We start from the raw sequence: 12,221 nt of genomic DNA, 5'->3' as shown, positions 1-12,221 counted from the left end.
AAAGTTTGCAATAACAAATATAAGGAAGGGAAAAAATTAATGTGTCTTCTGACATACCATATTCCGGATTATTTTTTTATGTTAAAAAATAAAGAATGTTTGAAGTTAACATTGTACAAACCGGAACGTATACTGGGATAGTCCGTCACTAAATATTTCATGACCATACGCCATTTTTTTATTTTGGGAGCTTTTGCAATTTCAAAGCTGCGGAGTATTCTTTTGATATGAATTTTGGCATCTTCCGAAACCGTGCCTTCTTTTTCTGCCCAATTGTGTACTTCCTGCCAGAGAAGGCCTTTAGTAATCGCCGGATTTATAATTCGGGTATCTACTTTTGTAATTCTGTTGTTCTCGTGTACACCCCGTACGGCTACCGCTTTATCTGTAATTCCGGGATACAGATTCAGATAATACGACAAGCGGAACAGAAATTCAGTGTCTTCGTGAAGTCTTAAATGGCCTTTGAACCAGATATCCATTTTTTTTACTAAGGGTTCTCTGCGGATCGTAAGCGCATCAATACTGAACAGCCCAAAAGGACCAAGCATATGCATCTGACCAAAGAAAACATCTTTTGGATGATGTCTTTTGTACACTGTGGTAAGCCTGTCTCCAAACAGATGATAATACTGTTCTTTTGCTTTATCTGAATAGTAGTGTACACCAAGCGCTCCATACACCCCTTCCACATCAGAATCTTCGAAGAGTACTTTTTCTGCGTCGAAGCGGTTAGGCAGATAATAGTCGTCGGCATCCAGAAATGCCAGAAAATCACCGGTTGCTTTTGTCATTCCCAGATTTCTGGTGGGCCCGGCTCCATGATTTCCTTTGTCCGGATGCTGATAAAGCTTTACCCTTTCATACTTTTCGGTAAGCTGCTGGCATACCTGCAATGCATTGTCGGGAGATTTGTCCTCTATCAGAATAACTTCATATACTTCTTCAAATTGCAATGCAGATTCTACAGCCTGAGAAACAAATTTTTCTGCATTGTAAACAGGGATAATTACTGATATTTTCATCTTCATTTTTGAACAATTAAAATAATATTCGTGTTTATAATTCAAATGATACTGCCTCATTTAAGCATTAAATCTGTGCTTTAAATATTCAGTTATTTTTTTCTCTACAAAATAATATAAAAATGCGGCAACAGCAATGACAATCATGAGTTTTAATACAAAATAAGGAATGTTGATGTATCCTTCTACTTTGAATCTTCTGAAGAATAATTCTACAAAAGGATGTGAAAGATACAATGAATATGAGATATCACCTAAAAATATTAAGAATTTATTCCCTTTTAAGTGAAATGTATAATCGAATAGTAAAAATGTAAATACAAATGATGATACAATCAGCAACATGAGTAGACTGTTTGATATCGTTATGAAGCTAAATAAAACGGCTGAAAACGACAAAATACCAATGACAGATAAAACAACTGCCCATTTTTTACTGATCGTAAATTTGTCCAGTAAAAGAGCAAAAACAATTCCTGCCACAAAATATAAGTTCAGGGGACTGGAAATCATTTTCAGATAATAACTTTCAGTGGGGTAGAACAGCCCCGCTACATAAGTAAGAATAAAAAATGCAGCAATAAAAATATACCTTCCTTTTCTGAATACCAGAGCGATACCGAATATCAGGTAGAAAAACATTTCATAATTAAGAGACCAGCCCAGATAAAGTACAGGGAAAGTATTTTTCTGGGGCAGAAAAAAAATGGAATGAATCAGTCTGGATAAACCTTCTCCCTGGAAATACACCATCAAAGTTCCTCCCACAACCATCCAGGCTCCGGTGAGCAAAAAATAAAGCGGAACAATTCTGATAATTCTCCGTTTGTAAAATAAAATAACTTCCCTGGAAGTATTAATGCTGAAATCTTTTTTTAATGTTGTAAAAGCCATGATAAACCCGCTGATCACAAAGAAAACACTGACCCCGATACTTCCTCTTTTAAATAAGATATCACCAAGACGCAAATCCTTAAAATTGATATATTCAAGGAAATGGAAGCAGCACACCAGCAGGGCAGCTATGCCTCTTAATATTTGTAGATTGTTCAGTTTCATGATTGGAGGTAGGTAAATCGGTACTTGGTTTTTAAAATTTTGGGATCTTTAAAAATGGCAGCCAATAGCAGTGCAGCTTTAGAGAATCCTTTTTTTACAGAAAGCTCAAAAGCCCTTTTTTGCAAAGTGATGTGCCGTTTGGTATCCGGATCCAGTTTGTTTTCCTGGGACCATACATATAAAGAGTTCCAGAAAAGAAATTGCTTCTGGTTGTATTGAGGAGAATATTTGGAGATTTTGGTAATTCTGTTGTCATCATGCATACCGCGTACCGCCACCGCCTCATCTATAATCCCGGATTTTAAATGACAGTGATAAGCGAGTTTAATGATGAAATCAGAATCCTGATGAACCCGTAAATCTTCATTGAATGTAAGGCCGCTTTTCTCAAGCGCAGATGTTCTTACCGTAAGTGCATCCAGAGTGAAAAATGTACCGAAAACTCTTGGAGTCTGCCCCAACAGCCCTTTAAAAACTTCTCTGCCTTCCGCTGCATAATTGACTGTCAGGAGATGCGGGTCATTGATATTTGATAAAAATTCTTCTTTCCCTTTTTCAGTCAGAAATTCCGTACCGATAGCATTGAAAACTCCATCTATTTCAGGGCTTTTGAAAAAAGTTCTTTCAGCATCAAATCTGTTCGGCAGGAAATAATCGTCTGCGTCCAGAAAAGCGATGAAATCTCCGTTAGATTTTTCTATTCCCAAATTTCTTGATGCGCCAGCACCATGATTTCCTTTATCCGGATGCTGGAAAAGTTTCACCCTTTCCTCTTTTTCTGCAAGTTTCCGGCAAACCATAAGTGCATTGTCCGGAGATTGATCTTCTATCAGAATCACTTCATACACTTCTTCAAACTGTAGAGCAGATTCCACAGCTTTAGAAACATATTTTTCGGCATTGTATACAGGAATGATGACTGATATCTTCATGATTATCTGTTGTAATAGGTAAAGCGGTACTTGGTTTTCGCGATTTCCGGATTTTTGAGGATTTCTAAAAGGATGCTGCCGTATTTAGACAGACCTTTTTTTAATGACAGATCAAACGATTTATATACCAGATAGATTCTTTTTTTATACTCATCAGGAATCTTATTGGCCACCGCCCAACGGTACAGAGATCCCCAGTAAAGGTGCTGTCTCTGGTTATATTGCGGGCTGTATCTTATGATTTTTGTAATTCTGTTGTCATCATGAATTCCTCGTATAGCAATTGCACGGTCTATAATTCCTGTTTTTAAGCAGCAATGATAGGCGAGCCTGATAATCAGTTCCGTGTCCTGATGAACCCGCAGAGATTCATTGAAACGGATTTTGTGAGATTCCAGTGAACTTCTTCTCAAGGTAAGTGAATTCAGGTGAAAAGAAGTACCGAAAGTTTTAGGTGTTAAACTTAAAAGTCCTCTGAATACTTCTTCTCCCTCCGCAGGATAGTTGACGGTACTTAAAGAAACCTCTTTAAATTTAGACTCAAATTCCTGCTTTCCTTTTTCGGTTAAATATTCCGTGCCGATAGCACCAAATACCCCATCTATATGAGCTTCATTGAATAATTCCTTTTCAGCATCAAATCTATTCGGAAGGTAATAATCATCGGCATCCAGAAATGCAATGAAATCACTTGTAGCTTTGTCTATCCCTAGATTTCTTGACGCACCGGCACCACGGTTTTCTCCGTTGGGATGCTGAAACAGCTTTACTTTCGGGATTTCGGAAGCCAATTTCCTGCAGATTTCCAGTGAACCGTCTGTAGACCGGTCTTCAGCCAGAATAATTTCCCTTACTTCCTCAAATTGTGCCGCAGAATTCACCGCCTTTTCCAGAAAACCGGCAGCATTGTAAACAGGTATGATGACAGATATTGTCATTGTTATATGGGTGTAATTATTAGATTGTCATTAACAAAAAGCTCAGATTCTATGTGGTGAAATTCTTTATTAAGCACTCTGCTGTATATTTTAAAATGATGATCAAAGAAGAACTGTAATAAATCACGGGAAGAATGCTCTTTCAGTTCATCAATGGCAGACGGGCAAAATTCTAAAAAGAAAACAGGCCTGTTTTTTAAGAAAATATCTTTATTTCCCAATATAACGATAGCTTCGTATCCTTCAACATCCATTTTCACAACATCAAACTTTGCATCATTGATCATTTTTTCTAAAGGTTCAATCTGAACATTTATTTTTTTTTGCCCTGGATTCTTCGTTGCGACAAATGAACTCATTCCGGCATGCCCAACTACATAATTAAAAGATTTTACTTCTGAAGAATTACCCACAGCGCAATTAAAAAGCTTAATATTCCGGAAGTTATTTTGTTTGATGCTTTCATTAAACTCATGGTAAACATCAGGAATAGGCTCAAATGCATAAATCTGTTTGCAATAAGGGGAAAGAAGCAAACTGTGCTGCCCGATATTGGCTCCGATATCTAATAAAACCTTGTCTTTGGTAAGAACCGATCTTATATCATCAATAATATACTTTTCATAAATTCCATTTTCAAAAATATAGAAATCAACATATCCGAATTTTTTATTCAGATAGATTTTCGTTTTTCTGTTATTATAATTAATAGTAAAAAGCTTCCGATTATCAAGATAGGAAATATTGAACTTTCTTTTGATAAAACTCATTAATCCCTCCTGAAAAAAAATACTTTGAATGGATTTTAAATAGCTGGGCATATAAATAGTTTTTATGATTTGTATTAGTATTAAAAATAAAGAAATAATTTTATACTAAAAGTGAATCTGATTATTCTCCGCCCAAAGCGTAAGCTGCAGCAAATTCCAGTGTTTCTCATCCTTATTCAGAAATTGCTGGGTGGCTTTATAATCTATGAAATTGAATATCTTATGATTGGAATTTTTAAGCAGATCATTGGAAAGATTCATCAGATTTTCTTCCTCAAACCAGTTTTTAACACCCAGCCCGAATCCCTGTTTGTGACGTTTTCTGATAGTTTCCGTCCAGTAGGATCCCATCGCTTCACGAAGGATGATCTTGTCATTTTTTTCATCCAGTTTCAGCTGGTCAGGCAGTTGAATACAGAATTCTGCAAAATCAAGATCAAGGAATGGCGTCCTTACTTCCAGTGAATTGGCCATAGCCATTCTGTCGGATTTTACCATCATATTGGCAGGGACATAGTTTTCCAGATCCACTCTCATAATATCGTTCAGAGAGTCCGGATCAGGCTGAAAACTGTAATACTGAAGATAATCTGCGGTAATGCCTAGAAGAGCCCGTTCTTTTCTGTTAAATGCATTTCTCACGGAGTTCAGATGGAAATCCATGACAGAAGAATATTCCAGGTTTTTCTGGGTGAGATAAGACGTGGGCCTTACTTTTTTATAGAGCTTCAGTCCAAACTGAGCCACCATATTTTTATAACTGAAATGATTTCTCAGTTTATTTTCAACTGTATAGAAATGATAGCCGCCGAAAAGCTCATCACCTACATCACCGGATAATACTACGGTGAGATTTTCTTTGGCATATTTGCATATTTCATAATGGGGAATAAAAGAAGCATCTGCAAAAGGCTCGTCAAAAAAAGGGGAGATCTTCAGCAGGGATGCAACAAGGTCTTCTTTTTTCTCATGAACTTCTATATGATTGGTATTGTATTTATCGGCAATTTCTTTGGCATATTTCAGCTCATTGTCTTTATGGTCATATCCAAAGCTGATGGTTGTCTGATGGGGAAGAAATTCATCCACCAGAGCCACTACCGAAGAAGAATCCAGGCCTCCGCTCAGAAAGCTTCCTACTTCTACATCTGCAATAAGCTGTTTTTTGACTGCATTTTTAAGGAGGTAAAGAAATTCTTCCTTAGCTTCGGATAAACTGATGGTTCTGTCTTTTGCAGGAAGGCTGTAGTAGCGGGAAACCGTAATTTTTCCGTCTTTCCAGACCAGTTGGTGAGCTGGCGGAAGGGTGAAAATATTACTGTAGATACTTTGATAAGTGCTTACATAGCCATACTGAAGATAATGGGAGAGGGCTTCCGGACTTACTTTAGGCTGAATTAATCCTGAAGCCAGAATCGCTTTGATTTCAGAAGCAAAAATAAATTCATTATTACTGCCGAACGCATAATAAAACGGTTTCTCACCAAACCTGTCTCTGGCACAGTAAAGCTGCTGCTGCTGATCGTCCCAGACGGCAAATGCAAACATTCCCGGAAGATCATGGATGAGGTTTTCCTGTTTTCTCTGGTACATGGCAAGGATCACTTCCGTATCGGATTCTCCGTGATAAGGATAATCTGCATATTTTCTTTTAATGTCCTGATATCCGTAGATCTCACCATTAAGGACAATACATTCATTTCCGGTATTTGAAAACATAGGCTGCTTACCATTTTCAGACAGATCTATAATGGAAAGCCTGCGATGGCCCAGAGCCGCATTGTCATAAAATTCAAAATGTGATGAATCGGGACCACGGTGTATCAGAGAATCCGTCATTTTCTGGATCTCGTTCCTGTAGTTTCTGGCATTACTGCTTATGATTCCTGCTATTCCACACATACTGTATTATTTTTCATCATTTATTTTTGTCTATGCTAATGTACGACAGATTAAGAAAAACCGGTCCTTTCTGCATCACCTGATTTCTCAGACTGCTGAGTCTTGTACTTTCGGATGCTATTTTTTTATACTTTTCCGACAACTTTTTGTAGCTGCCGATATTTCCTGTGATGAGGTTTTTAAACATACTCTGTTTAAGAGATTTCTTTTCCAAATGAAGACCGTTGGGTAAATTGGGATTCATGGCGTTAATCTCAACACGGACATCTTCATATTTTGTAAAATCTATTTTATGAAGGAGCTGAACACCGTCATGCACCACTTTGCTGCCCGGAACCAATAATACTTTCATCCTGTGAAAATGAACCCGGTTTACATATTCGTCATCTTCTCCGTAATGGAAAAAATAAGGATTAAATCCGCCTACAGATTCTATTGTTTTTTTGGGAAGAAGCCAGTGTGCGGCATTCACAAAATGAATTTCGTACCAGGGTTTCAGCGTCTGAAAATACAGATCTGAAATCATTCTGGTCTTTTCGTAATTTTTGGCGATATACTGATCGAGGAAAATATCCAGGTATTTTTCTGTCCCGTCGATATGTATGGGACTGATAATTCCAATTTCGTCTTTATTGGGATAAGAATTGTATGCTTTCAGCATTTCTTCCATGCTGTTTTCATAGATCCAGGCATCCTGATTCATCAGATAGAAAAAATCGGCTCCGTTTTCGTAAGCTTTTTCAATACCGATATTGTTGGCTTTTCCAAAACCGAGATTGGTTTGAGACTGAATGAATTCTACTTCAGGAAAGTTGTTTTTGATGTAATCCTGTGTCCCGTCTGCAGAACCGTTATCCACAACAATGCACTTCACAGGAACAGAAGACTTTCTTAAACTGCTGAAGCATCGCTCCGCCCATTTCATGGCGTTGTAAGTAACGATTATGATATGTATCTCAGGCATATTCAACTTTAATTTTTTGATCAGATTATATCAGATTAATGATTTTATAGTACACAAAATAATAGACCTGCTTCAGAAAAGCATCTAAGGCAGGGAAAGTGGAAAAGCCTTCTATTTTAAGCATCATTCTCCATGAAAGATTAAATACGATCACGATAATGGCAATGAGTTCTCCTTTCCTTGTCAGGGTTAGTTTGTTTTCTGCAGCCACATATAGAGTTAATAAAATAAAAAATATATTGATCCATCTGCCCCAATCCAAAGCCATATAAAATAAAGGAATTAAAAAGGTGGTCTGAATAATCAGAAATACGGGATTGATTTTGAGTCTGTTCAGTTTACAGTATATCAAAAAAGTAAGAGATCCGAACAGTACGCTTATAGCATAAGTCTGGTAGGAGTATATATGAGCTTTATAAAAGCTTCGGACATTGTAATTGGTATCGTATTCATAAATTCCCAGTTCATCAAATACCAGTCCGTGGTTTTTCAGAAACAGCACCGAATTTTCGGTATTGACGCTGAGACCGAATTTGTACAGAAGGAGCATGGTAATGACAGCCGGAAGAAATTGATAAAAAAAGATCTTTCTTAATTTATCCAAAGCAGAACCCTCATTCTTCATAAAATAGGCAAAGCCTACAAAAGGCAGATAAAAAAATGCTGCCTCATGGGTTAAAATAGCAATAAGGATAAATAAAGTGAGCACATAATCTTTAATCGTGACTTTAGCACGAAGGCATATGATATAGATAAGATATAAAAGAAAAAATAGGATTTCCTTTTTGGCCGCAATAGTAGGATCCTTTATCATCATACCGAATCCTGCCGGAAGCAGTACCAGCGCCAGTACAAGAAGATTGTTTTTTTCTTTCAGGAAAAGCCTGATGAGCAGGTAAAAGAACCAGGTGTACACCAGAAGTAAAAAAGAAAAGACAATATATTCTAAGTTGACCCTGGTAACTTCATTGATGAAAACAAATAAGGACCCGAAAAATCCGCGTCTTTTAAAACCGCCATCCTGATAATTAATCAGCCATTCACCAAGATACCAGCCTCCTTTTTTAGTGACAATCAGAGAGTAGGTAGTTGTTATACTGACATAATAATAAATGATCAGTACAAGGCTAATGAGATAATTAATTATTTTAGTTTTCATGTCTGTTAATCAATAAAAACTTTTTTAAACGTATCCATCACAGGATGCGGAAGAAACTTCCGGAACAGTTCTTCAGCAGATACATGAAGATCTGCATCCAAAAGGATATTTCTAAGCTCTTTTTCATCGCGGTAATAGTAGGCTTTATCCCCGAGGTGGCTGATATGGGCTTTTTCCGGAGGATTGGCAAATGCGATCACAGGTTTTCCTTTAATGGCAAATTCAGCGACTGTGATTCCGAAGGTTTCTCCTCTTTCCCGGGCATGAAGCAAGGCGTTACAGGTATTGATGAACTTCTGTTTCATGAGAACATCTGAACTGGGCGGCAGAAAAATAATATTGGAAGGAACAGATTTCCACCATCTTTTTTTTACAAACGGATCTACACCCATAAAAATAAAATAGATGTCCTTGTATCTGGATGCTATTTTTTCTATCGTCTGCTGGGCAAAAAGAATGTTGAAGCTGGCATGGCCTCCATAGTACCCGAATACTTTTGCATGAGGAGGAATATGTAAATCTTTTCTGAGATCCTGATCTGTTCCTGTTTCAAAATTGACCATATGAGGAACATAGGGATATTTGGAACCTGTCATTTCTTCACTCAGCCATTCCGAAACATAGGCATAGACATCTCCGTGAGGTTCAAAATGCTTGAAAACACTATGAATAACGGTTTTACACTCCTTAGTCTCTATCTGGTCGATATCCCCGTTTTTTATGGCATAAAACAGATCGATATTGTTTTTTAGGATAAGATCATCTACTTCTTTGAAATCGGAATAGCCGAACACCTGAAAACGTTTTGAGAATTTTTCAATGCCTAATGGATGATTGGTTTTTGAAGTTTTATCATATACAATCAACGATTCATTCCCAAGATATCTTTCATTGAAATCTGCATAATCATACAAGGCGATGGAAGTTCCGCGGTAGTTGAGTTCATTCTCGTGGAAAAGAATTTTCATTGTGTCCTGCTTATTTAAATTTATTTTTCAATTTACTAAGTATTTTTCGAATAATGTTTTTCTTAGGGTACTTCGTAAGATCATTGTGTTTGAAAAGGCCTTCGCCCTGTGCAATTTTGAAATTCTGCTTTACCCACCACGGAGCAATATTTCTTTCAAGGGAAGCTGTTTCCCCGGAAAAAGGGATGATTTTGCCCAGCAGAAAATCTTTTCGGACAAGGTAAGGGTTGTTGGTCCAGTTGGCCCAGCGGGATGTCGTAACAAAGTATTCACCCTGCTTCTGTATTTTGTCGGGAAATTCTTTTGCGGGATCCAGCCAGTGGAGAGATTCCAAAAGGTGAGGAGAGGTGCATTCGTGCCAGTCGTCATAGTAATCCAGCTCATTTCCTTTATGCCGGATAGAGATAAGCGGGTATCCCGGATTTTGTCTGCTTCTGTACCGTACCACATCAAATCCCTCGTTAAGAAGCCTGATACCGCCTTTAAGCTGTGAAAGGGTCATCTCGCGGTTTTCAATAAGTTCCCAGTCGTGTTCCAGAAAGAGAATGTTTTCGGAGGAAGCGTTTTCGGCCAGCATTTTCATGCCCTTGCCAATCCCGATATTTTCATCCAGTCCTATGTATCTGATTCCGTATTTTCCGGCCGTTTTTTTATCCTGCTCACTTACTTCCTGAAAAAGGATGACAATATCATCAGTCATCTCCAGAAGACCGTATTTTTTATAAGATTTTAACGTGTTTTTCAGCGTTCCTCCGGTTTTCCAGGAGAGGATGCAGATGCTTATAGGTAATTTCTCCATAGGAATCAGTTAAAGATTGAGAAAAGGGTGTTTGCCAGTCATTGAGATCTTTCTTGCCGCTTCTATCTCTTTAAATTTTTTTGAAAAGTAGGAATACTGATCCAGATAAAACCTGGATTCGTTGAGGTTTCCTTTTGCACTTAATTTTAAAATATAAGAAAGAATGGCTGTTTTTTCTCTCTTGGTATTATAATCGTAATTCGGGTCAAGATACTTGGTTTCCCGCTGCATTCTCATCGAAAGGCGTGTATTGGCCAGCAATTCGGCCTTATCTTTTGGCTGCTTTTTGTGGAAAGACTGTACAGCATCGTGTACCACTTTACTCTTTGTGCAGACCCATATTTTTAATCCAAAGTACGTAATTCTGTTCACGTACTCATAATCTTCGGCACCATAAAAAAAGTAAGGATTGAAACCGCCTACTTTTTCAATGATATTTCTTGGAATAAACCAGTGGGCGGCATTGACGAAGCTTATTTCGTAAGACGGTTTTGCCTCTCCAAAATACACATCGGAAAACATTCTGTTGTTTCTGACATCTTTGGCCAGATAATTTTCGAAATGAATGTCGAATTTTTTTTCACTGCCATCCAGATGCATAGGACTTAAAATACCGATTGTACTTTGATCCGGAGCATTGTTGTACACTTCCAGCATATGCTGAAAGGTGTCCGGGAAAATCCAGGCGTCCTGATTCATGAGGTAAAAGAAATCGGCCTGTTCCCGGTATGCTTTTTCTATTCCCAGATTATTGGCTTTTCCAAAACCTAAATTTTCGGCCGACTGTATAAAATCAACTTCAGGGAAATGCTTTTGAATATATTCCTGGCTTCCGTCCGTAGATCCGTTGTCTATAACCGTGCATTTCACGGGAACGGAAGAATGTCTTAAACTGGTAAAACACCTTTCGGCCCACTTCATGGCATTGTATGTAACGATAATAACGTGAATTGTAGGCATTGTACTCTTAAATATACTTTTGGGTTAAAGTTTCCAGATAATCCTGCGGATGTATTCCCGAGAAAAATTTCTCGATATCTTCATCAAAATCCACCCGGTAAAAATCACCTTCATCTGTTTCAGAGAAATAAGCCTTTTTCCCGGTTCTTTTCTCGATGCCCTTTACAATTTCTTTCAGATCATAATAATAAGGAAAAGCAAGGTTGATGGTTTTGTTTTCCGGATTCATACGGTGAGAACCCAGAAATTTTGAAATATCTTCAATATCCAGAAGAAGCCTTCTGGCCTTTAAATGGAGTGTGAATGTATTGTTTTCATTAATCCTCGAAGTCAGAAAATTAAAAAGGGTGTTGGGATTTCCTCCTTTTCCTACAATATTACCGATTCTCAGAATCAGAAAATTCTCTGTATTGTTTTTGATATATTCTTCAATGGTTTTTTTGTGCAGAACATACGGACTGTCCTGTTTAGACTGATCATGGATGCTTAACGTAGAGAAATAAATCAGTTTTTTTTCCTGATGCTCTTTCATCACGGTTTTAAGAAGAGACAATTCTCTTTCAAATTCTGAAGGTCTTGTTTCCAGGGAATTAGAGACTCCGGAAGCAAAGAAGACGACATCGTTTGTATCATAAGATTTTACAGCATTGGCTATAATACCATTTCCAATAATCATACGCTAAATGTTTTCATTAATTGTGTCTTATAAAATTGCAGGGTTTCAAGGTTTCCTAAAGTCAAGAGT

12 protein-coding genes are annotated in these 12,221 nt (G+C 37.6%); all 12 read right to left on the bottom strand.

The window, feature by feature from the left end; all coding sequences use genetic code 11:
- Window positions 1-68: 68 nt before the first annotated feature.
- Genes ACM46_RS01635 through ACM46_RS01580 form a run of 12 tightly spaced genes read right to left on the bottom strand, consistent with a single transcriptional unit; the run spans window position 69 to window position 12,152 of the window.
- Window positions 69-1,025 carry a glycosyltransferase family 2 protein gene (locus ACM46_RS01635; RefSeq protein WP_048505559.1) on the bottom strand — a complete coding sequence of 319 codons (957 nt, stop codon included), beginning with the start codon at window positions 1,023-1,025 and terminating at the stop codon, window positions 69-71.
- A gap of 60 nt (window positions 1,026-1,085) precedes the next feature.
- A complete protein-coding gene (locus tag ACM46_RS01630; RefSeq protein WP_048504871.1) occupies window positions 1,086-2,084 on the bottom strand; it encodes an acyltransferase family protein in 999 nt (332 codons plus the stop codon).
- Window positions 2,081-3,016, bottom strand: a complete 936-nt coding sequence (locus ACM46_RS01625) for a glycosyltransferase family 2 protein (protein ID WP_048504870.1) — start codon at window positions 3,014-3,016, stop codon at window positions 2,081-2,083. The genes ACM46_RS01630 and ACM46_RS01625 overlap by 4 nt, the downstream gene beginning before the upstream one ends.
- A 2-nt stretch (window positions 3,017-3,018) precedes the next feature.
- Window positions 3,019-3,954 (bottom strand): glycosyltransferase family 2 protein, encoded by a 936-nt coding sequence (locus ACM46_RS01620; protein ID WP_048504869.1) that lies wholly within the window; start codon window positions 3,952-3,954, stop codon window positions 3,019-3,021.
- A gap of 2 nt (window positions 3,955-3,956) precedes the next feature.
- A complete protein-coding gene (locus ACM46_RS01615) occupies window positions 3,957-4,775 on the bottom strand; it encodes an FkbM family methyltransferase (protein ID WP_048504868.1) in 819 nt (272 codons plus the stop codon).
- 54 nt (window positions 4,776-4,829) lie between these two features.
- On the bottom strand, window positions 4,830-6,626 hold the full coding sequence (gene asnB / locus ACM46_RS01610) for an asparagine synthase (glutamine-hydrolyzing) (RefSeq protein WP_048504867.1): 1,797 nt from the start codon (window positions 6,624-6,626) through the stop codon (window positions 4,830-4,832).
- A 16-nt stretch (window positions 6,627-6,642) separates the two neighbouring features.
- Window positions 6,643-7,590, bottom strand: a complete 948-nt coding sequence (locus tag ACM46_RS01605) for a glycosyltransferase family 2 protein (protein ID WP_048504866.1) — start codon at window positions 7,588-7,590, stop codon at window positions 6,643-6,645.
- A 25-nt stretch (window positions 7,591-7,615) separates the two neighbouring features.
- Window positions 7,616-8,749 (bottom strand): hypothetical protein, encoded by a 1,134-nt coding sequence (locus ACM46_RS01600; protein ID WP_048504865.1) that lies wholly within the window; start codon window positions 8,747-8,749, stop codon window positions 7,616-7,618.
- Window positions 8,750-8,754: 5 nt separating this feature from the next.
- Entirely contained in the window at window positions 8,755-9,717 is a 963-nt protein-coding gene (locus ACM46_RS01595) for a glycosyltransferase family protein (protein ID WP_048504864.1), read from the bottom strand.
- Between the two features lie 10 nt (window positions 9,718-9,727).
- Window positions 9,728-10,516 (bottom strand): glycosyltransferase family 2 protein, encoded by a 789-nt coding sequence (locus tag ACM46_RS01590; protein ID WP_048504863.1) that lies wholly within the window; start codon window positions 10,514-10,516, stop codon window positions 9,728-9,730.
- A 9-nt stretch (window positions 10,517-10,525) separates the two neighbouring features.
- A complete protein-coding gene (locus ACM46_RS01585) occupies window positions 10,526-11,476 on the bottom strand; it encodes a glycosyltransferase family 2 protein (RefSeq protein ID WP_048504862.1) in 951 nt (316 codons plus the stop codon).
- Window positions 11,477-11,483: 7 nt separating this feature from the next.
- Entirely contained in the window at window positions 11,484-12,152 is a 669-nt protein-coding gene (locus tag ACM46_RS01580) for a Rossmann-fold NAD(P)-binding domain-containing protein (protein ID WP_048504861.1), read from the bottom strand.
- Between the last annotated feature and the right edge of the window lie 69 nt (window positions 12,153-12,221).

Origin of the sequence: Chryseobacterium angstadtii, assembly GCF_001045465.1 — a bacterium.
Classification (GTDB): domain Bacteria; phylum Bacteroidota; class Bacteroidia; order Flavobacteriales; family Weeksellaceae; genus Chryseobacterium; species Chryseobacterium angstadtii.
This window is presented reverse-complemented; position numbering and strand designations above follow the sequence as displayed.